This window comes from Nocardia noduli (assembly GCF_019038455.1).
Lineage (GTDB): Bacteria > Actinomycetota > Actinomycetes > Mycobacteriales > Mycobacteriaceae > Nocardia > Nocardia noduli.
Map to the genome: position 1 here is coordinate 1 of NZ_JAFMPL010000041.1, position 21,722 is coordinate 21,722.

17 protein-coding genes and 2 pseudogenes are annotated in these 21,722 nt (G+C 64.7%); 10 read left to right on the forward strand and 9 right to left on the reverse strand.

What is annotated here, in order from left to right:
- Positions 1–219: hypothetical protein (locus JZ792_RS21695; RefSeq protein WP_216912744.1), on the reverse strand; the 219-nt coding region annotated here is incomplete at its 3' end.
- Positions 220–806: 587 nt separating this feature from the next.
- On the opposite strand from JZ792_RS21695, the pseudogene JZ792_RS42130 reads away from it, so the two are divergent.
- Positions 807–911: pseudogene (locus JZ792_RS42130) on the forward strand (recombinase family protein); the annotation flags it as partial.
- Between the two features lie 414 nt (positions 912–1,325).
- Here the strand turns inward: JZ792_RS42130 and JZ792_RS21700 are convergent.
- Positions 1,326–1,748, reverse strand: a complete 423-nt coding sequence (locus JZ792_RS21700; protein WP_216912746.1) for a beta propeller repeat protein — start codon at positions 1,746–1,748, stop codon at positions 1,326–1,328.
- Positions 1,749–1,785: 37 nt separating this feature from the next.
- On the opposite strand from JZ792_RS21700, the gene JZ792_RS21705 reads away from it, so the two are divergent.
- The gene (locus JZ792_RS21705; protein WP_308165394.1) at positions 1,786–2,154 is read left to right on the forward strand and encodes a PepSY domain-containing protein; all 369 of its coding nucleotides are present in this window, start codon (positions 1,786–1,788) and stop codon (positions 2,152–2,154) included.
- A 319-nt stretch (positions 2,155–2,473) separates the two neighbouring features.
- On the opposite strand, the gene JZ792_RS21710 is transcribed toward JZ792_RS21705, so the two are convergent.
- Positions 2,474–2,722, reverse strand: coding sequence for a hypothetical protein (locus JZ792_RS21710; protein ID WP_216912748.1), 249 nt, complete (start codon positions 2,720–2,722; stop codon positions 2,474–2,476).
- Between the two features lie 624 nt (positions 2,723–3,346).
- Here JZ792_RS21710 and JZ792_RS21715 point away from each other — a divergent pair.
- The 3 genes from JZ792_RS21715 to JZ792_RS21725 all read left to right on the forward strand — a co-directional run bounded on the left by JZ792_RS21715 (position 3,347) and on the right by JZ792_RS21725 (position 7,208).
- Positions 3,347–4,687: a TetR/AcrR family transcriptional regulator gene (locus JZ792_RS21715; protein ID WP_216912750.1), complete on the forward strand. Its 1,341-nt coding sequence runs from the start codon at positions 3,347–3,349 to the stop codon at positions 4,685–4,687.
- A gap of 37 nt (positions 4,688–4,724) precedes the next feature.
- The gene (locus tag JZ792_RS21720) at positions 4,725–5,540 is read left to right on the forward strand and encodes a hypothetical protein (RefSeq protein ID WP_216912752.1); all 816 of its coding nucleotides are present in this window, start codon (positions 4,725–4,727) and stop codon (positions 5,538–5,540) included.
- Positions 5,541–5,933: 393 nt separating this feature from the next.
- Positions 5,934–7,208 carry a phenylacetate--CoA ligase family protein gene (locus tag JZ792_RS21725; protein ID WP_216912754.1) on the forward strand — a complete coding sequence of 425 codons (1,275 nt, stop codon included), beginning with the start codon at positions 5,934–5,936 and terminating at the stop codon, positions 7,206–7,208.
- A gap of 25 nt (positions 7,209–7,233) precedes the next feature.
- Here JZ792_RS21725 and JZ792_RS21730 read toward each other — a convergent pair whose 3' ends face one another.
- Positions 7,234–8,469: a hypothetical protein gene (locus tag JZ792_RS21730; protein ID WP_216912756.1), complete on the reverse strand. Its 1,236-nt coding sequence runs from the start codon at positions 8,467–8,469 to the stop codon at positions 7,234–7,236.
- Positions 8,470–8,516: 47 nt separating this feature from the next.
- Positions 8,517–8,720, reverse strand: a complete 204-nt coding sequence (locus JZ792_RS21735; RefSeq protein ID WP_216912757.1) for a hypothetical protein — start codon at positions 8,718–8,720, stop codon at positions 8,517–8,519.
- 788 nt (positions 8,721–9,508) lie between these two features.
- On the opposite strand from JZ792_RS21735, the gene JZ792_RS21740 reads away from it, so the two are divergent.
- Positions 9,509–12,961 (forward strand): NACHT domain-containing protein, encoded by a 3,453-nt coding sequence (locus tag JZ792_RS21740; RefSeq protein WP_216912759.1) that lies wholly within the window; start codon positions 9,509–9,511, stop codon positions 12,959–12,961.
- A gap of 245 nt (positions 12,962–13,206) precedes the next feature.
- Here the strand turns inward: JZ792_RS21740 and JZ792_RS21745 are convergent, their stop codons facing one another.
- The 3 genes from JZ792_RS21745 to JZ792_RS21755 form a co-directional block, all read right to left on the reverse strand.
- The gene (locus JZ792_RS21745; protein WP_216912761.1) at positions 13,207–13,650 is read right to left on the reverse strand and encodes a DUF2690 domain-containing protein; all 444 of its coding nucleotides are present in this window, start codon (positions 13,648–13,650) and stop codon (positions 13,207–13,209) included.
- 113 nt (positions 13,651–13,763) lie between these two features.
- A complete protein-coding gene (locus tag JZ792_RS21750; RefSeq protein WP_216912763.1) occupies positions 13,764–14,885 on the reverse strand; it encodes an esterase/lipase family protein in 1,122 nt (373 codons plus the stop codon).
- A 64-nt stretch (positions 14,886–14,949) separates the two neighbouring features.
- Positions 14,950–15,399, reverse strand: coding sequence for a DUF2690 domain-containing protein (locus JZ792_RS21755; RefSeq protein WP_254190152.1), 450 nt, complete (start codon positions 15,397–15,399; stop codon positions 14,950–14,952).
- Positions 15,400–15,671: 272 nt separating this feature from the next.
- On the opposite strand from JZ792_RS21755, the gene JZ792_RS21760 reads away from it, so the two are divergent.
- From JZ792_RS21760 to JZ792_RS21775, 4 genes are all read left to right on the forward strand, one after another.
- Positions 15,672–17,006, forward strand: coding sequence for a TetR/AcrR family transcriptional regulator (locus JZ792_RS21760; RefSeq protein WP_216912767.1), 1,335 nt, complete (start codon positions 15,672–15,674; stop codon positions 17,004–17,006).
- Positions 17,007–17,504: 498 nt separating this feature from the next.
- Complete coding sequence (locus tag JZ792_RS21765) at positions 17,505–17,786, forward strand: hypothetical protein (RefSeq protein WP_216912769.1); 282 nt, start codon at positions 17,505–17,507, stop codon at positions 17,784–17,786.
- Entirely contained in the window at positions 17,783–18,940 is a 1,158-nt protein-coding gene (locus tag JZ792_RS21770) for a tyrosine-type recombinase/integrase (RefSeq protein WP_216912771.1), read from the forward strand. The genes JZ792_RS21765 and JZ792_RS21770 overlap by 4 nt, the downstream gene beginning before the upstream one ends.
- 373 nt (positions 18,941–19,313) lie before the next feature.
- Positions 19,314–20,306: an IS630 family transposase gene (locus JZ792_RS21775; RefSeq protein ID WP_216912773.1), complete on the forward strand. Its 993-nt coding sequence runs from the start codon at positions 19,314–19,316 to the stop codon at positions 20,304–20,306.
- 7 nt (positions 20,307–20,313) lie between these two features.
- On the opposite strand, the pseudogene JZ792_RS21780 reads toward JZ792_RS21775, so the two are convergent.
- Positions 20,314–21,642, reverse strand: a pseudogene (locus JZ792_RS21780) (IS630 family transposase).
- Between the last annotated feature and the right edge of the window lie 80 nt (positions 21,643–21,722).

Here is a 21,722-nt window from a genome sequence, read left to right on the forward strand (position 1 = left end):
GTGCAGGCGCGGCGGACTCGCATCGTGGTGTGCGCGTGGTCGACCGTGATAGGTGTCGTCGGGGGTGGTGTGGGCGGCCATGACGAGCAGGTCGCTCAGCGGTCGGGCATGGGGCCTCCAGTTCGAGAGCCCGGTTCCCGGCGAGGGGCGGGCAGGGAGCTGGGTCGCCTGAGGATTCGCGTCGTCAGGGTGCGCCTGCTGCGGGGGCGTGCCGCGCACGCACGCCGGGCGGTCCGGGGAAGCACCGGCGTGGAAACGACCGTGGCTCCGGGACCACTCGGGTCACGGAGCCACACATCGGGATCGGGGGCTCGAAGAGCCAAAAGCCAAATCCGCTTTACCGAAGTTCTTTTGGGAGTTTCGGGCGCAGATCAGGCGCTGCACCAAGCTTCACGTAAGAAAGATCAGAAGTCAACCCTCGAACGAAAGATTTCCCAGTCATGCTGGTAGAGAACATTTGCGAGGGGCGCCGCGCGATCGAGCAAACCTAGACCATGAACGCCGCCGAGGTCATCACGACGTTCGAACAGTGGGTCCAGACAGCCGCAGGCCGCAGCCCGCTGGCGTCAGCGTTGTCTACGAGATCATCTCCGACACCCCCTACCCTGCCGTCGGTGACCTATGTCGATGGCAACTCCGCGATGCAGCAACAGGCGCCGCTACGGCGCCATGGACGAAGAAGTTCGTCAACAGCTCGACCTACGTCATCCTCGGCGTGAGTGCACAAACCGAAGGAACCTCGGTCACCTGCCGCATCGCTGTGAACGGAAGACCGTCGATGAGAAGACCGCCACCGGCGAGTACGCGCCATCGTCGAATTCGAACGCTCCCTCATCCTGGAGCGCCAACGCGAAGGCATCGTTGCGGCCAGGACCCGCGGCGCCTACACCGGACGCAAACCAGCCCTCACCCACCGAACAAGCCTATCGCCTGTCCAGGGAAAGAGACCACAAGTTCGCAGCTGTCTGCAGCAGGCAGACACCGAGCTGACGAGGTGCGTCTCGGCTCGTATCTCCCCTCCGCTCACTGCTTCGGACCGATGTTGACGACGACGCTTCGGACCGATGTTGACGAGGGTCCGACCTCAATGTGCTTCGCCGCACCAGCCTCGGAATCATCGTCGGGATGCTGATCGGGATCCCATCCTGATACGGGGCATCCTCGCCGGATCCACCATCGGAGGTCTCGTCGGTATAGCCATCACCTGATTGTCCCCATCCCGGGCGCACGTGCCTCGGATGGACGTGATGACGAAATTCATTCGCTGCCAACAGGGTACGAGCCCTACGGCGGATAGTCCCCAACAGCGGCCGCGTCTTTGTGGGTCAGGCCGAGAACGCGACCGGGGCCCAGGATCTGCCCGCGTCGCGAGTCATCAGCAGTCGGTGTTCGGCACGCGCCAGTGTGACTCGGTCGCTGGGGAACGACCTGGTCTCCAGCACGAACCCTTGGAGCGGCGTGGTCATCGCGGTGTCGTCGTAGGTCACAGTGGACTCGCCGACGCAGGCGGGAGTATAGGTGGTTCGCCAGGTCAGGCCGTCATCGTCCGAGACGAGGATGGCATTGGCCGCGTCGGTGGGGCACTCGTGGGAGAGGCCGGTCGCCATCGTCGGCCCCTTCGGGGCGACGCCGAGCAACGCTACGCGCCTGCCGGGAATCGGACCGTGGTCGGTGAAGGTCAGGCCCGCGTCCTCGGATCGGTAGAGGCGGCTCTCACCCGCGGGGTCGTCGATATTCGTACGACACACCGCCACCAGGGTTCGATCCGACAGCGCCGTCAGATCGGTGAGCTGGTTGTCCTATTCCCTGATCGCCAAACTCGCCGACTGGGGCATCCGCGGACATATGGGCACCCTGTTCGGGCTACTCAACCAACTCCTGCTGCTGGCCGTCGCTCTGCTCCTCGTCACGATCATCGTGCGCGGCTACCGCATGTGGTGGCAACGCCGCCCCACCCGCGGCGCGACATGGGCGCTCGGAAGGCCGCCACTGCGCGGCGGCATCGCCCGAGCACCCCTCCCCGGCGTCATCGTGCTGGCCGTGGTCGCCGTCGCGGTCGGCTGGTTCCTGCCCCTGCTCGGCATCACGCTGCTCGGTTTCCTGGCCGTCGACCTGATCAGCGGCGCTCTCCGACGCCGAACCGGACCCCGATAACCGACACCCGCGCCGTCCCGACCACATCCCCGGCCTCACTGTCCACATCGGTTTCGGACCCCCACATGGCGATGGCTCCTGAACCTCATGTTCGGGAGCCATCGTCGAAGGTGCTCACTCAGATGTACGCGGTCTGGGTGGTACCCCAGCCACCGGTGATAACCGCCTTCACGTGATGCACGGGGGAATAGATCATCTTCGACCACGCCTGACTGCCGTTGTCGCCGCTGTAGCCCTGTTCGTAGCCGGTGTCCTGAACGACCTTGATCGTCGCGGGGACGAAATTGGCGGTCGCCCAGTTCGTCTTGCAAGTGGCCGACTACCACAGTTGGACATATGACTCGCCGTAGGTGCCGTAGACGGAGGCGCCGTCTTCGAGATGGGCGTCGGCGGCGCAGCCGGACGCGTAGGGGTCCTGGCCAGAGCAATAGTCGCCGTAGCACGCGACCGCCTGCGCCCGGGGGACGTGAAGAAGTTGGCCACCCGAGGCCAGTGCTACCGCGGCGGCCGCAACGAGGAACGGTTTGACCAACGAGACCGGCCGGGAGAAGAACTGATGAGACGACATCCAGGTACCTGCTTTCGTCACCGTGTAATCGGACCTTCGTTTCGGTTCTGGCGGCTGATCGCCGTCAGGTGGATCGGATCGGTGCGGGAGGGGTCGAATTCGGTTACTCGGACGACCGCTACGTGGTCGAGGTCGGTTGAGTCAGGATTGCGGCGGCGGGCGCTGGCACCGTCGACGGGCAACCGCGGAGTGCGCGTCCGGGGCGCGAGGATGCGCGGAGCGAGGACGACGCGAATACGCCGCTGCCCGCAGTAAGGCCGTGAACAGCAGCAGATTCCGGCGGCGCTTCATCGCGAACGCCCGGTATTCCCCTCCCATACCGGGATGCCCGTCGTTACACCGATGACAGTCGGTCGCCGGAATCAATTTCCAAGGGTGCTCCTGTGCATCCATTCCGCAGTCTCACAACGAAATTCGATCACGCCGCCGCGCAACGACGCCAGCAAGACGATGTTGAGTTCGATACTCGTGGATGGTATTCCGTCCAAGTGGTGCTTGATTCCGGGGTCAAGGAGATCACGGAAATCTCATGCCCGGGCCGCCGTCCGGGGCATACTCGACCCGGATACTCACCACCCAGCGAACTTTCGACGCGATGCGTCACCAGCCCAGATAGGGCATGCCGTGGGACCGACGATTCCGTCCTCGACACGTGAGCGGCTTCTGGCGGCCGGTCGCGAGCTACTCGTCGAGTTCGATGTCGGGGTGCTGACCAACGGACTGTTGGTCGAACAGGTCGCCGAGCGCGCCGGGTTGTCGACGCAGACCTTCTACAACATCTATCCGCGGCGACCGAACTCCGGCCTCCTCGGCGGCAAGGCGGCGTTCATCGACGAACTGCTGTCCTCACCGCCGCCGCGCGACCGCGCCGATCTCCGACGCCGACTCCAATCGGAGTGGGCCGATCAGTCGGCCGAGGCCACCGGGGACCCCCGCCGGTTCATCCGGGCCATCTGCCGCTGGGATTTCGAGCGAGTACGGGACTCGGCCGAGACGCAGCTCCGTTTCGTCATCTGCGCGTTCGCCTCCGACCATCGGGCCGCGGTGGCCGAGATCCGCGCCCAGTACAGCAGTGTCCTCGATATCGCCAACGAAACCAACGCCGAAATGCTTCGCTCCTGGAGCGCGAGTCTGCGTCAGCCATTCACTCTCGATCGCTTGGCGGTGGTGTTGTCGGCACTGGTCGAGGGGCTGGTCTTGCGTTCACGCTTCGATCCGGACGCCGTTCCAGCAGATCTGTTCGGAGAAGCGGTCATTGCGTTGCTCGGTTCCATCGTCGATATCGATCAGACCCACGAGCACATCGACGATGTCATGGCCGCGCTGGCGGAGGCGGCGATCGAGAGTTATCAGATCGCCCACGCCACCGAACTTCCGGACGATCCCGAGCAGGCCATCATCGATGCGGCTGGCATCGAGTTCGGGCAGCGTGGTTACTTCGCGACCGAACGCGCCCATATCGCCACCCGAGCCGGCGTCGATCTCGAAACGCTGCGGTACCTGTTCCCCTCGAATGTCGATATCGTCGTCGCGGGCCTGAAGCCGGTGTACGAGGCTCTCGCGAAGAGGATCTCGGCCGATACCCGGTTACAACGGTCACTGGTCAGCGTCGTGCAGCGATACGGTCTGCGGCTCGCTGACCTCATCGCGGCCAACCGATCCTTCTTCGACGCCATGGCGTTGGTGATCAGCCTGCAGACCGCTCAGGCGCCGGTCAACGCTACCCGGTTGCGTGAGGAAGTCTTCTTTCCGGGGCTTATCGTCGAAACCTTCGCACAGGGACAGGCCGACGGGGTCTTCACCGCCGATGTGGCGGCCGTCGAACTCGCGGCCACCTACACCAACAACATCGTCTTTCGTTGCCTGACGCGACGCGACGAGCCGACGACATCGGTCCTCGAAGTCATCGATCGGCTTTTCCTGCACGGACTGCTCGTCCGAACCGCGGCAGCCCGAGAAGGTTAGAATGACAACACGTATCGGTACCGCCCGGAGTGACACGATGCCACGACCAGAGCGCCCTCTCGATCCGTCGGCCGGACCGATTCAGGCATTCGCCGCCGATCTACGGAAGCTGCGCGAGCGTGCGGGAAACCCGAAATATCTCCAGATGGCTCGCGTTTCAGGACGATCGCGCACCGCGCTCGCCGAGGCCGCGGGCGGCTACCACCTCCCGACATGGGAGACGACCGAAGCGTATGTCACCGCGTGCGGCGAGGCTCCGGCTTCGTGGCGCGCACGGTGGGAAGACCTGCACGAGGCAGGTCGACGACAGTCGTCCGGAATCGGTTCGACCAGTACGCAGCCGGAGACCGCGGGGGTGGATACCGGCAACTCCATCGGTCCGGGTTCGGTGGTCCCGGCATCCGGCCACACCGAGGTACTGCTGAGGATGTGGCAGGAACAGCGGCAGCAGGCGCGACAATCGGAGAATCAGCGGGCACTGATGTCGGGCATCGTCGTGGTGGTCGCACTGTGTATGTCCGCCTATGTCACGCTGTCCGACGAGAGGCCCGTTGCCCGGCTCGCCGTCTCGATCGGAGTCGTGTTCCTCGGTCTCTTCGGCATGGTGGTCACCGCCAAGTACTACGAGCGTTTCACGATGCATATGGATGCGGCGCAGCGGTTACGAAGCCGACTCGACGAGATCTGGCCGCAGGCCGCACTGGAGGCCGATTGGCTTCGCAACCGCACCGAACACAGCGGCAACTTCGCGTTCCTGTACCGGACGCCGCTGCACCATCTCTGGTTGCTGGTGCATATCGGGGTGGCGAGCGCGGGCGCGATCAGCGCCACCGTCCTCACCGCCGGAATCTGAAGCGACGCGGCGTCGCCGATCTTTCCGACGTTGATCAGGGCTTTCTTCGCCCCGATCACGGAGTAGACCGTCGCCGCCCTTCGTTGTCCGTCGCCCGTCCGGACAACATCGATCCGCAATAGAAAAACTGGGCGGCACGCGGTAACCGAGGGAGCGATCCTGCATTCCCCATCGCGAGTCGGCGCAGAAGTTTCGGGAGCCGTCATGATTTCCCCTCCTCCACGATCGATGCCGAATCCGGTGGCGCCGTATATCGCTTCGGGCAGTGCACAGGCTTTCGAGCTGTTTCGCCGAGCATCACGCGAGATCGCCGGATACCCGGAGTTGCTGGCGTCGCGCGGTGTCCGCGTCGATGAGATACGGACCCCGGCGGACCTGGCGCGGATACCACCGATGACGAAGGAAGACATCGCGCATCTGCGCGCTCCTGCCACGACGGTCGCACGGGGCCGAGAACTACCGACGATGTGGGTGACGAGTTCGGGTACGTCCGGCCGACCCACCTATTGGCCTAGAGGACTGGCTTCGCTCGCCCAAGGCGAAGAACTCTTCGATCGCCTGTTCGGCGCCCGGACCTCGACCGGGTCCGGCAACACATTGGTCGTCGTCTGCTTCGCGATGGGCACCTGGACCGGTGGCACATACGCCCTGCTGGGATTGGTCGGGACGCGGGCGCGTGGTCGCGACATCTCGGTCGTCACCCCGGGGATCGACCTCGACGCCGCGTTGGACGCAATGGCAACGCTGGGTCCGCTGTACGACAAGGTCGTTCTCGCCGGGTATCCGCCCTATGTGCGCGATGTGCTCGACCGGGCGCCCGAGCATGTACTGCGACAGAATATCCACCTGTTCGTCGGGGGTGAGTCGACCAGCGAGACGTGGCGTGACTACGTACTGAAACGGATCGGCCGGGTAACGGAGCCGGCGCGCGTCCTGGCGGGCTACGGATCGTCCGATACCGGATTCGTCGGATGCGAGACCTCGTTGACCGTCGCCGTCCGGCGCGCGGCACGAACCGATCACGCTCTCGCCACCGCACTGTTCGGGCGATGCGCGGGCGACCACACGACCATGCCGACACTGGTCGAATACGACCCTGAGCTCTGCTTCGTGCAAACCGACGTCGACGGCTATCTGCTGTTCACCCTCGACGGCATCACCCCCTTGATCCGATACCGGGTGAACGACCGGGGTGAGGTGATCGACAGTGACCGCTTCGCCGAAACGCTGCGATCGACCGGCCACCGCGATCTCGCCGATATCGTGCCACCGGGTGTGGGCTACTTGCTCATGTACGGCCGCACCGACGTCGCCGCCATCTACTGCTCGGCCAACATCTATCCCGATCCGATCCGAGCGGCACTGTACGACTCCACGGTCAGTGAATTCCTGTCCGGAAAGTTTATCCTCGACACAATCGGCGACGACCACGGCCGCGACACCTTGCGATTACGAGTCGAAGCACGTCAGGGCACCGCCTCGGACACGGTTCCGGTGGACCGGGTCCGGGCAGTGGTCGTCGACTCGTTGATTCGAACGAACAGCGAATACCGCATACTCCACGAGCGACTCGGAGCGACGGCGGAACCTGTCATCGTCACCGAACCGTTCGGGACGGCGGAATTCACACCGGGTATCAAACATCGCGAGGTCGGCACCACGGGCTGAACACCTTGTCCGATCCCGTTTCGACTCACTGAACCGTATGGCTCACGAGCCGATCCTGCGGCCCGGCAACGTCTCCGGCACGCGGAGCGAAGGCGTCCAACAGCCGGGCGAACCCCTGATCGACGGCATCGGATCGATCCACCCACGCTCGCACGTGATCCCGGAGGGTGTCGGCGTCCGCAGCGAGTTCGCGATACCACGCGGATTTCTCCACCGTGCCGTGAGGTGCCACTCGGCCAGCCGCGACATGCGGCGCGAGTTCCCGCGCGCGATGGCCGATCGCGATGGTGCTCATGGCCAGGACAGCTTCGCGTACACGCGGATCCGCGTACTCGGGTTCGACGGCCCCGTGGAGCGGCCCGTCCAATGGGGCGAGGTCGTGACGGTGCCGCCGCAGACGCGGGCGACCGTCGCGCCCGAATTCCACCGGACTGTTCTTGCTCCCCGAGAGCAGAGCTTCCACGGCGACGATGGCCTCGTGGTGGTAGAAGGTGAGCGCCGGGTCCGCCGGGAGTTCACCACGCAGCGCTGTGCCGTCGCCGCCGTACGCGCCGTCGAGATGCAGGACATAGCCTCGTTTAGTGCCCGGATGCGGATCCTGCGGCGCCGCGGCGAAGAACGCGTAGAGACCGCAGAACCGGACTGTGGGATAGGCCGCCGTCAGCATCTCCTGGATACTGCCCTTCAACCCGGTGTCCACCAAGCAGACCATGATGTCGCCGGACTCCACGTCCAGACCCGACAGCGCGAAGTAGGCGGTGAGTCGGTCTCGGGAGCCCACCGGGTCGGCGGTGGACGTCGGGCGCTTCCGATAGACCTCGATGGCCGAGAAGTCCAGGCCCAGATTCTGTTCCATGTCGCGCAGGGCGCTGTCGACGAGCGGGCGCGGCAGATACATCGTGACACAGTGTCGAGCGACGAGATCCGGCTGGAGAATCCCCAGGACAAGCCCGAGGACGATGCCGTCGCGACCGACGAAGACGATCTTCGCGTTCGGCTCCCTGTCGATGATCCCGCGCAGATCCGCGACCATATCGACCACCACTTTGACGACGAAGGGCGCGAGATACCGACCGATGAGTCGATAGGCCTCGGCCACTGTCGACAGCTTCGCTTCGCTGTCGATGCGGAAGGCGCGCAGCACGCCGTCGACGACATCGGTATCCAGCCCGAGATCGGTGTGGTCGCGGCCGTCGGGCACGACAGCCCGCGGATCGAGCCAATGCTGGAGCAGGTCGCGCCGCTCGACTTCGGTGGGCACTGCGGCCCGGCATACCGGACATGGCGTCACGGGTGTGTCGACCTGCGTCACGAGCGTCCCGCTTGTCCGAGCCACAGGATCGTCTCTTCCATCATCGTGATGGCCAGGCGAATGATCCGCGCGCTGTACTCCGGCGACACGCTCTGGTGATGTATCGCGGTTTCGAGCAACTCGCTGACGGCCTCGTCGACCGCGTTCAAGACCAGTTCGACAAGGTGCCCATTCAGTCGGCTGCTGCTGTCGTCGTCCATTCCATCCTCCGGGTTCCATTCGTGCAGAACAGGTTCGGTGGGCAGAACGTAACCCGGCGAATATCGCGGTTCGGGCGGCCGATCGGACAGAACGCAACTACTCTGATCGACGGTCTGTCAAAGTTTTGTCGAACCGCTGATGGCGACTTCGCGATCTTTGTCGAAGTTCGGACAAAACTATTCGACAATCACCGTCTCAGGTAACGCGTTGTGGAGTGGAGCGGCCGGATTCGCCGCTGAAGGAGGGTGGCACGATGCCCGAGGGGGCAGCCGGTTTGCCTGTGGTCAGCGCTGTCGTCGTCGACCTTCATCGCGTCGTCGCAGTGGCCGACGGAGCGATGGATGACCGTGTACTCGCTGGATGTCCAGCGCTTCGTTCGCTGACCGCGCGGGTTTCGCAGGTGCCGGACAGGTCGGTCGAGGCGTCCGACATCCGAGCGATGATCCTCGCGGTGCGCGCGGCGGCGGAGCGCACGCCACGCCCGGACGAACAGGGTGCGAAAGAGCTAACAGATTCGGATCGAGTCGTCGTAGTCAGCCGATACCTTCGCCCCGAAGCGGGGGTTCCGAAACTGCGGGCGCCACGTGCCGAATTCGCGATGCAGGGTATGAGATCGGGCCCTCGCACGATGTATCGAAAATTCGATGAATACTTCGATTCCTTCGCGAACTCCGCCATTCGATATGCGCAAGCGAGCGGCGAGGCCGTCGACTTTCTATCGGAGTCGCCGGGCGCCGCGGCGGCTCGTCCGAGGATCTCCGATGCTCGCATCGAGCGGCTGCGTCGAATGTCGTCGCAATTGGCCGCCGATATCGATACCGCCAACGGAACTCGCGCGGCCGGTTCGGGAGCCGTTCGCGCGAAATTGAGCGCGGGCATGTACGTCACGCGAACCAAGGAACAGGCGATCAGGGCGGGGATGACCGGCGCGGGCACGGTGCGCAGATTCGTGGTCGTCGGCGAAGCCGGGCACGGAAAAACCAGCCTGCTCTGGTCCCTGCACCGATTCCTGACGTCATCGACCGACCGCACTCCGCTGTTGCTCTCCGCGACATGGCTTCTGCACGGTGATCGCGGCACGCCGGTGGTCACCGCCGACGATGTGCTCGGATTCGCCGAGGCCGAACCCGACCTCGTCGTCCTGCTGGATACCGCGGATCTGCTGCTCCACGGCGGACCCGCCCACGTCGAGACCCTCGATCTGCTCTATCGTCTGCGTGAACTGGGCATACCGACTGTCGTGACGACACGCCCTCGGGAAGCCATGGCGTTCGACGGCGACCTCGGGGTCGAGGTCGTTCTCGATCTCTACGACGACCGCGAATTCGAGGCCGCCGTGAAGAATTTGGTCGAATTCTTCGATGACGCCGCGGAAGTTCCCAGCGATCCGACCGCGACGATCGCTTCTGCCGCGGCTCGCGGACTGTTGGTGCGGGAAGTGTCGCGCAGCCCCCTGCTGCTTCGTCTCGTCTTCGAACTCGCCGCGCCGTCATTTCCGAGCCTCGAGATCGACGTCACCGGTCTGTACCGACGCTATTGGGAGTATCGCGTGCGGGGCGACAACCGCGGAGTGGTGGGCGATATCGACTATCGGTCCGATGACGACCTCGGCCTCGATGCCGGGTGGATCGGTGTCGCGCTCTTGGCGATGGGCAGCCCGGAGGCACAGGAGTCACATATCGTGCGGTACGCGTGCGAGGTCGCCGCTGACGCGGGCCACGCCAGCGTCACGCCCGAGCGAATCACGCGCGCGATTCAGATTCTGACTCGGCGCGGGGTTCTCATCAGGGGCGTGGAGAACATTCGCTTTCTCCACCAGACGTTCTTCGAATTCGCGGCGGCCCAGGGCTTGATCGCCCGGACGGGAAAGCGCGAGAGCGTCACCTTGATGCGGCGGGTACTCGCACATCCCGACGATCTCTTCGTCGGCGCGGTACTGGAGCAGTACTTGATTCTGCTCGGCGACGATCGACTGTCGCGGGTCGTCGTGACCGAGTGTCTGGACCGGTTGATCGAATCGGGTCACGCCAGTTTGATCGAAGTCGCGATGCTGGTCTGGGCGCACCACCCGCACGCGGTTCCGAAGACTGTGTCCCACGACGGTTCCCGGGTGCCGGTCGAGGCACTCCGCCGATTCGTCAGAGTCGTGCCGACGGTGCACGACGCCGAACCGCGAGATGTGATCGACCGCCTCGACTATGTCTGGCGCCAGGGGAATGCGGTTCGCTGGACGGTTACCGAATCGTTCGAACTCCTGGCCCGACGTGCACCCGATCAGGTCGCCGCGGCAGCGAGGGCGGGCGGGTACATCGACGAACTGATCGCGAGTCACCGCGATACGCTGCGTTCGCAGAGCACCGTCGAAGATCTGTTGCATTCGCTGACGCCGGTCGATCCGCGATTCGTCTGCGACTGCCTGATCGAAATCGTCCGCGTGCTGGCCGATGGCAGCAAGGGAAAAGAGGCGGCAGCACGCTATCTCGCTCTCGCGGAACGTGATTGGGGTGCGATCGGTTCGACGGAGTTCCTCGTGCGCGTCGAAGATCTCACGCGTGCGATGCAGCAGGGTTCCGGCGACAGCGACGCCAGACTGGTGCGCGATACGCTCGGCAGGGTGATCGCTGCGCATTGGCGTGCGGAGCTCGCGGGAGCGAGTGAGTCCGACCGTTCGCGATACTGGCTGGATACGGTCGCGGCGGTGTGCCGCGAACTCGCATCCGACGACCAGGACGTCGTCCACGGAGCCCATCTGATGAGCGTCGCCTACATCGTCCGGGACATGACGCGCGGCGACCTGCTGTTGAGGCAGACATTGAGTATGCTGTTCGCCCTGAAGGACTACAAGGCACCGAGGCAGCTGGCACGCGGCGCGATGACGCTGCTGTTGGCACAGCCAACGGCGGCAAGGGATCTGCTGACCGTCAAGTTCGGGGAACTGTTGTCCCACTTACCCGCCCGACACAACGCACCGACATCGGCGCCCGAACTCTGGGCCGCGGTCGCCCGGTCGTGCCTCATCGACGCCGAGATTCCGAGCGCGGTCGTCGCGGAGGCCATCAGAAGAAGTGGACTGGCCGCGCGGGCGAAACTGTGGCGACACAGTCACGGGCTGCTCGGTCTGCTGCCGGCGGGCGCGATGGGCGGGATCACCGAGGCGCGGAGCCAGCTGGACGCCGTCACGGCGGATCCGGGCGTCCTGGGTGACAACACGCAGCTGAACGTCTTCCTCGACCGCTGCGTCGACCGTGTGCCGCAGGAACCCGAACTGCTCCTGCCGCCCCTGATCGCCGTCGCGGCCAAGGCCGAGCGGCTCGCCGTCCTCACCAAAACAGTGCGTAGCGCGGAAATTCGCGCGTTCATTCTGCCACGAGGGCCGCAGCTAGAGGCCCTCGCCTTCGGCCTGATGCGAGGGTCCAACGCGCAGCAGCGCAAAGGCGCCGAGCTGCTTCTGGCGATCGTGGAAACCCGGGTGGTCGCGGTGGAATTCGATCGGTTGGCCACCGCTTTCGACACTGCGACGGCTCCCGCGGCGAAAGCACTCGTACTGCGGGCGATTCCGCTCGTGGTCCGCGACGCCACCGCGACGACGGCCGCCGCGCTAACGTTGTTCCGTTCGATCGCCACCGTCGAGGACGGTATCCTGTGCGCGGCGGACTGCCGCCGCGTGAATCCCATCGTTCTGGACGCGGTCCGCGATGCCTGGCTCGCGGTGCTCGGGCACATTCCCGATCCCGCGCCGTCGCTGTGGCGGACGGTCCACGGGCTCGCATTCGCCCCACGGCCGACCGGCAACCGTTCCGTGGACATCACGGGATTCGCGAGTATGTCGATGGTATTGGCCCATATGACGGAAGCGGGTTCGGCCGAGCAGGCGGCGTCCGCGCTCATCGAGGTGTGCGGTGCGCTCGGGGACGACCGTCTGCGAAAAGGGCAGAAGGAGAATGCCGCGAACCGCTTCCGCGGCGGTCTCAACTCGGTGGTCAAGAAATGCGGGAGAGCGTCGCTACACAGAATCCTCGACTGTGTCCTCATCACCGAAGCGACTATGGGCAAGATGATCGTGCACGCCGCGATACGGCATAGATACCCGGACTGCGAGCAGAAGATCGACCAACTCAGGGCGACGGATATCGCTGGTGAGGTCGCGCAGCAGATCGAGACCGACCTCCGATTCCGGATTCGCACCCGTGGCTTCGACAGCTTCGAAGAGATACTGAAACCGGCGCGCGGCGAAGGGTGAGCGCCGGTGCGCGAGCTGGCGCGGTACTACCGATATCCGTCGACGAGCAGCAGCCGCTGTTCACCGGCACGGTGACCGCTATCGAGAGGTCCGGCGTCACCTTCGTGGACATCGGGGGCGTGGCCGCGATGACCGACACCGCCAGATCCTCACCCGTGAGCCCGAGACTACGTGCTGGACAGCGACTTCACGAGGTGACGCGGGAGCATCGGGGCACACAGGCCGACTCCGCCCGGCCGCTACGCTCAATCACAAAGTGCGACCGGCGATTTGAAGCGCTCCCCGTCGACTTCCACGAGCCCGACGGCACAGACCGACCCGCGACTGCCGCTCCTGATCATCGGAGTCCACGCGGCGCGGATGTCCATCTTCTGCACTTTTTGCACGTCCCGCGCATCCGATCCGTCCGGGCCGGCTGCCATGCGATAGATGGTGGCTTCGATCTGCGCGGGCTGCTGGTCCAGCGGACCGAGCCAGGTGATCTTGGCCCATGCGGTCCCGCAGCGCTCCGACTTCACGATCTCCAGGAGGAATCGCGGATTCGCCGTGGTGGACTCGCTGATCTGCGGGTCGACATGGCAGTTCGCCTCGCGGAAGTCCCTACCGGCCATGGCGTCGCCGAGTTCATCCGGTTGCCGCCAGTGATCGATCCCGTAGCACGCGGCGAGTCCGAGCAGGATGAGCACCATGACACCGCTGAACGTCGCCGTGAACCACCGCTTCCCGCGACGTGCGGGCTCCGACGGCTCGACCGGCGAAGGAGTCGGGAGCAGCGCGGCGGACGCGGAACCATCCGCCGCGCTCAGGCTGGGGGGTGGCTATCACCCTTCCTCAGCCCCTCGGGCCAGACACGGCGAATCAGCTCGAGCGCGCGCTGGACCGCCGGCTCCCGTTGCTCGAGCCATGAGGTGATTGCCTCGATCAGTTGAGCACGGCCGTCATCCTCGTACACGATGCACGCCCTGACCAATTGCCCCAGATCCGAAACGGCGGTACTGCCGAGGGCGAAGGACAGGCCATTGCGGATGTAGGGAGGGAAGTGCTGCTTGAAGGCATTCCGACCATTGAATTCCTGAAGCGTCTCGACACGAGCCAGTGCGTTGGCGATATCGAGAGCTATGTCGAGGGGTCGCCCGGTGTCGCCGATGGTGACACCCGATCGACCCGTCCCCGGATCGCGGAGTTCGGTGATCGGTTTCTCACTTTCTGTGACGACAGGATCCAAAGCCTGCCGCAGGATCTGGTATGCGTCCGAATCCCTCGAGGTCGGCCGGATGATCTCGCTGTGATCGCCCGGGATGCTGCCGCCGCTGCCGAAGACAGCTCTGGCCGAGTGCGGCTTCACGATATTGTCCGAAAGGCCCGCATACGCTTCGAACCGGATCGGCACCGTGGTCGCCGTGACCTCCCGGGCATGCACCATCCGGTTGGTGACCTTGCTCAGGGTTTCGACAACCTCGCGTGTGGCGAGCCGGAGTTCCGCCTCCTGGGCATTGTCGACGAGCTTTCGGGCCACCCTGCGCAGAAACTCCAGGTAGTCGGAGCCCAGATTCGGGGTCGCGAACATCAGCACGGACTTGACCCTCCGCAGCTCGACACCGCGGCCGGCTTCGAGCTGCTGAACGAGGAATCGCTGCACGATCAGCCCACCTTGGCTGTGCGCGGCGAAGACAATCGGCATTCCGGCGGGCAGGCTCCTCTCGATCCGGCCGCGCAGACTGTCGGCTACCGAGGCGATGTCGGGGAACGTGCGTGCCGGCCTCCACTCCAACTTTCCCGTCGGATACACGAAATTCTCGATCTGTACCCAGGGATGAATGTCGGGATCGTCGCGGACCAGCGCGATCATCCGATCCCAGGCATCGGCGCCGGAATCGATTCCGTGTACCAGAACCAGCGCCACCTTCGCGGGCAACAGTTCCATCCTTCGAACTCGACTGTGGGTCCCAGGTCGACCCCCACCTGATGAGATAGCCGAAACCACAGTGCTACATACAGACCGGTTGCTCGATCGCAACCTCGTCCGGGCCCCGGCTCACGGAGGCAGTCGCGCACAGACGATCGGTCGGATCCTGCCGGACGATGACCATCGTGTAGGCCTGATCGACGTTCAACTCGTCGGCCCACTGCCGGGTCCGCCCCTGCGGATCGGCGAACTGGAAGACAGCGACCTTGATTCGCTCGCCATATCCGGCGCCGTCCAGGCGGTTCACCTTCGCCCATGCGGCATTACAAGCCGCCGAGTAGAGCAGCTTCAGCTCGAACGCGCCGCCCTCCGGTCGCGCGAGACCGGCGGTGACAAAATCGTTCAAGCACGCGGATCCCAGGGGATCGCCACCCGTCGCGATCAGCGAGTGCGCGGGCTCCCCATCGTCGTCGACGACCGATTTCGTCACCAGGGCGGTGACAGCGTTCGTGATGACAAGGCCGACGACCATGATCAACGCCCAGATCCAATTTCGATTCACAGGTCTGGCCCTGCCGTCCTTTCCAGAGTGCCGGTCACGATCAGACGGCCGTGGCCGAGCAGAAGCGGGTTCCTTAATCGCCATTGCCCGATTCGATCACGGGGGTCATCCCTCTGACCATCAATTGCGGCCTTGCCTCGGTACCCACTTTCGGACCGGGATTCGGCGCTACTTGACTCAAAAGTCAAGCGCCCGGCTAGGATCAGCCGTCAGTGTCAGTTCGACCGAACCGGGGAACCACCATGCCGGAGCGTCACCTGTCCGCACGACAACGGTTTCTGCAGGCAGGAAGGGAAGCGCTCGCAGCAGGCGATCTGAACCTGCTATCCGATGGGCTCGTCATCGACCGGCACGTCACGCAGCGCGCGGGCCTGTCCAAGCAGACCTTCTCCACGACCTATCCGCGCCGAACGGGTGGCGGCGGCGGTAAGGACCTGTACCTGAACGAGTTGCTGCGAACCCTGATGCAGGGCGGCGCACAGCGCGCGGCCGAGGTGGTCGAGGACGAGGTCAGCCGCCGTACCCACGCGAGCGGAGGCGATCCCCGCGCGACCATCCGCGATATGTGCCGGTGGAACCTGGAACAGGTCCGAACCGACCCGGGCACGCAACTCCGGCTCGTGGTCGCCGCCGCCGCCGGAAATCACGCCGGAGCACTCGAATCCGTCCGCGACGAGTACACCCGGACCACCAACATCTCAGCGCGCGTACACGCCGCAGCCCTGGAACGTTGGGGCGCGAGCCTACGTCAGCCGTTCACGGTCGAGCTGCTGGCGGTGACAGTGGCCGCGCTGGCCGAAGGGCTTACTCTCCGAGCCCGATTCGATCCCGATTCCGTGCCCGACGACCTCTTCGGCCACGCCGTCGTCGCTCTCTTCGCCTCCATCGTCGACCCCGACCAGACGCACGGGCACATCGATGACACCATCACCCCGCTGGCGGACAAAGCGGTCGGAGGATTTCAGCTGGCAGGCTCTACCTCGCTACCGGACGATCCGGAGAGTGCGATAATCACCGCCGCCACCACCGAATTCGGTGAGCGAGGTTATTTCAACACGACCCGCACGCGGATCGCGATCTCCGCCAATGTGGCGCCCGCGCTGCTGGATACGCTGTTTCCGACCACTCCCGACATTGTCGTGGCCGGTCTCACCACCGCCTTCCAGCAGCTCGCGAAACGTACCGACAGCGACACCCGCTACCGGCAGGTCGACGATGTCCTGCGCCGGTTCCTCACCCAGCTCGCCGAGCTGATCGCCGCGAACCGGACATTGATCGAAGCCATGACGATGATCATCAGTGTCGAGCGGTTCCAATCCCCCAACACGGTCACGCGGGTACTCACCGCGCTCGACTTCCCCGGGCTCATAGTGGACGCGATCGGGTCGGGCCAGAAGGAGCGCGCCCTCGTCGACGACGTTCCCGCCGCGACGATCGCCGCCACGCTCGTGAACAACATCCTGATCCTCAGCCTCCGCGACCCACAGGCAGCGCCCGCCGATGTCGCGGCGACCGTCGAGCGGCTCTGCCTGCGCGGTCTGCTCGTCGGGAAGGACAGGACCGGGCTCGGTGAGTGACAAGCGATCTTCACGACGACGCCTCACCGGAGAGCCGCGTCCACTCTCCCATGAGCTTCGCCGGGATACGACGGGAGGTGGTCGGAAGATCCCAGGAAACGGAATACGGTCGCGTCCACGAACACACCAAAGTTGCGCATTCGCCGCGTTTTGTGTGTTGTTGGGGTGTCTCCAACACCGCACGATGGCGAATCCGCTGCGTCACGAGTGTTGGTTGACCGTAATGACACCGGATCGATCAGGCACCGACCGAATCGCGGCCAATCTCGTCGTGGAGGGACACGCCGGTGAGCGACGCGATTCCAGCCCCAAGCCTCACGCTGCTGCCACATCAGGCGTTCGAAACGGGGCACAGCCAGCCTGTCGGCACCCACGCTGTCGGCTCGCAGTGGCGTGTGCCGCTGCCGCTGCCCGCACTCACCGCACCGGCGTCGAAGCCGCGACCCACGACCTACGACATCCGCCCGATCGATCGGGCAGGGCGCGTGCAACAAACCGTTGTTCGACGCGCTCGGCTGGTGCGCCGAACAGCGCTTGGGTGTCCCGGTGGTGTCGGGTGCACTCGCCATCGTCTGCTCTGCCGAGGGCGAACTGCATCTGGACAGGGACGGCTACCTACGGATACCGCTGCGCGTACGCCGCCGCTCCGGAATCCGGACCGGAGACCGACTTCTCCTGGCCGCCGATACCCGCGGCCGCCGACTGCTCGTCTTCCCTCCCCCAACCATCGATCAGCTCTTCGCAGGCCGGATCCACGAACTCGGGCAGGTACAACCATGACAACGCAGCAGCCCTCCGCCGCCGAACTGGCCGCAGCCCGAACAATCCTGGCCGGCCTCGGCATCGATGCCGCGCGCCTCCTCGACACCCCCACCCCGACGCGGCCGGTCCCCACATTCGCCGAGTACATCCCGGTGGTCTACGAAGCGATGCCCGACACACCGACGCGTCGACACCACATGTCCTACTGGACCAAACTCCTCGCCCAGTGGGCGCAGCGCCGCGTCGACGAGCCCTCGGCCTCCGAGCTGAGTCGATTCGTGCACATCACCAAGGAGCAGCGGCGGATGCGTCGCAGCGATCGAGGTGGGTTCGGCACCGAACTGCACTGCATCTACGCCCTGCAATGCCTGTACCAGCATGCCGTCGACGACAAACTGATCGACGCCGCGGACAATCCGATGACCACACTCCCCACACCGAACCTTCCACCCTCACGCAGACAAGCCCTCCCCCACGACGCACTCGCCGAGATCAACCACGCCGCCGCCACCGGCGGCGACGACCCCGCGCTCGACAGCCTCATCCTCCGTCTACACACCGAAACCGCCTGCCGACGAGGCGGAGCACTCGCACTACAACCCCACGACCTCGACACGGGCCGATGCCTGATCTTCCTGAAAGAGAAGGGCTGCACCACCCGATGGCAGCCGATATCACCCACACTCGCCGCAGCCCTGGCCCAGCATTCCGACACCAGAAAACCCGACCACAAGGCGCTGCCGCAACGTGCACGAAACGGCCGACCGATCACCGCCCACGCCAACCACAGACTGCTCCGCTACAGCAACGGCAACCCACTCACCACACGACGCTACGACGTCCTCTGGGAACGCCTGGCGCGCCAACTGCCCTGGATCGCCGTCCACGGAGTCACCACCCACTGGCTACGCCACACCACACTCCGATGGGTCGAACGCAACTTCGGCCGCGCCGTAGCCAAGGCCTACGCCGACCACTCCCACCGGCGCAGCAGCGGAGACGCCATAGACATATACACCCGCGCCACCATCGAGGAAGTCGCACAAGCACTTTCAATGCTCACTGGCGAAGCACACCCCCTCGCCTACAACTCCACAGAACCTTGGTGGAAAGACACAGATCCTTCGACCCGCTTAGTCGAATTACCCCTCACGACAACACAACTGAGCTGACAAAGCCGGCCCGAGGCACTGCAACTGTCGTATCCCGTCGGGCCGCAGTGCCCGGCGGGCGAACGAGAAAAACCCACGCCCACCTGACACAGGTTCCAGTTTTCCGGAAAGGGCTCGATACAGACTGGCTGACGCGACCATTGATCAGCTAGTTCGCAACCACGGGCAGAAACCGCCTAGTGCCTCGTCCCGAAAGGTTGATGCTGGAACCCGTCAGCGGGGTGGCGGGTTGATCATCGGCCGGTGACCGGCGATGCTGCCGGTGGAGGTGGTGCCGGTGGCTCGCAAGCCGGATGTGTTCGTCAGGGCCCTGACATCGGAAGAGGGCCGCAAACTCGCCCAGATCGGTCGGCGTAGCAAGCAGCCGGTCCGGATGCGGCGGGCGATCGTGGTGATGGCCTCGGGGCAGCATCAGCCTGTGGGGTTGATCGCGAAGTTGATGCAGGTTTCCGAAGCGTATGTGCGGCAGGTGATTCACGACTTCAACGAGAAGGGCATGGACGCGCTCGACCCAAAATGGAGCGGGGGCAGACCAGCGAAGACGGACCCGGCCACGCGTGACCGGATTTGTCGGATCGCCCGGTGCTGTCCCCGTGATCTGGGATGGCCGTACTCGACCTGGAGTCTGTCGAAGCTGGCGGATGTGCTGCGGGGCAACGGGATCGCCGACATCAGCCGGGAAACACTGCGCCGGATCCTGAAAGCCGGCGGGGTGTCGTGGCAGGCGACGAAAACATGGAAGGCCAGCAACGACCCGGATTTCGTGGCGAAGATGAACCGGGTCCTCGACCTCTACGACCACCCGCCCGCCGACGGCCGCGTGATCTGCGTGGACGAGTTCGGGCCGTTGAACCTGATGCCGCGCGCCGGCCGGGGCTGGGCGCGGGCCGGACGGCCGAAACGTCTGCGCGCGACCTACCACCGCTATCACGGGGTGCGGCACATGTTCGGCGCTCTGGATCTGCGGAGCGGCCAGTTGTACTACCGGATCCGGGACCGTAAACGAGCGATCGAGTTCTCGGCGTTCGTGAAATCGCTGCGGGCCCGCTGGCCGGGCGAGCGCCTGTATCTGATTCTGGACAACTACTCGGTCCACAAGCGGCGTGAAGTGCGGGAGTGGTGTGCCGACAACGAGATCGAGTTGGTGTTCCTGCCGACGTATTCGTCGTGGCTGAACAGGATCGAGTGCGAGTTCGCGGCGCTGCGGTACTTCGCGCTCAACGGTACCGACCACCGCACCCACGCCGAGCAGGATGCGGCGATCGGTGACTACATCCGCTGGCGCAACCAGCACGCCCGACCCATCCGAGACTTCGCTGTGGGCTCGAAGATCCGCAGGCCGGATTACCTAACCAACGTTGCGTGACGAGGCACTAGTGTTCCGCGCCGGAGATCCGTTGAAGATATTTAGCGAGTGATTCGAGGATCTCTTCCGCGGTTTTGCGCCAGACGAAGGGTTTCGGGTCGGCGTTCCATTGCTTGATCCAGGCACTGATGTCTTTGTCCAGTGCGGCAACGCTTTTGTGGACTCCTCGGCGCAGGAGTTGGTCGGTGAGGAATCCGAATCAGCGTTCGACCCGGTTGAGCCAGGACGAGCCGGTCGGGGTGAAATGCATATGGAACCGAGGATGGCGGGCCAGCCAGGTGTTGATCGCCGGTGTCTTGTGGGTGGAGAGGTTGTCACAGACCAGGTGCACGTCCAGTTCAGCGGGCACGGCTTTGTCGATCGCGATGAGGAATTTCTTGAACTCGGTGGCACGGCGGCGGGAATAGAGTTTGGAGATCACGGCTCCGTCGGCGATGTCGAACGCCGCGAACAGGCTGGTCACACCATGGCGGATGTAGTCGTGGGAATATCGCTCGGGCATGCCGGGCATCATCGGTAGCACCGGCTGGGATCTGTCGAGGGCCTGGATCCCGGACTTCTCGTCCACGCACAGCACGACCGCCTTCTCCGGTGGATTGTGATACAGCCCGACCACGTCGACGACCTTGTCCACGAACAACGGATCGGTCGAGAGTTTGAACCCGTCGGCCACATGGGGTTTCAGCTCGAACTTGCGCCAGGTCCGCCCGATCGTCGACGGCGACAAGCCACTTCGTCGGGCCATCGAGGTTCGTGACCAGTGCGTCGCGTTCACCGGTTTCTGTTCCAGGGTCGTGGTGAGGACTTCTTCGACCTTGTCCAGCAGGATCGACGGAGCCCGGCCCGGACGCGGCTCGTCGGACAGCCCCTCGAGACGTTTCCGCGCGAAACGCGTGCGCCACTTACCCACCGTCTGGGCCGTGATACCCAACTCGGCAGCCACTTCCTGATTGGATTTCCCTGCCGCGCAACCCAATACGATCCGACAGCGTTCCGCGAGCGCCTGCGACGACTTCGCTCGACGCGCCCACCGTTGCAACATCTCGTGCTCTTGGACGGTCAACACGATCTCGACTACCGGCCGCCCACCGCGATCACGATCGACCAGCCCTTCCACACCCTCGTCGGCGAACTGCCGCCGCCATCTCGCCACCGATCCCACCGAGACACCGACAAGCCGCGCGGCACCCGCATTCGACATACCCTCAGCACACACCAACACGATCCGCGCCCGTTGCGCCGCACGCCGATCCGACGATTCCACCATGCCCATGAGCACCACCCGCTCAGCATCGGATACAACGATCTCAACAGCTGAAGGCCCACGATGCGACACAAGAACAGGCTAACAACTTAAGCTATGGATCTCAGGCGCGACACACTAGTCGGCAGTCGAGGTATCGACGCGAGTTTTCC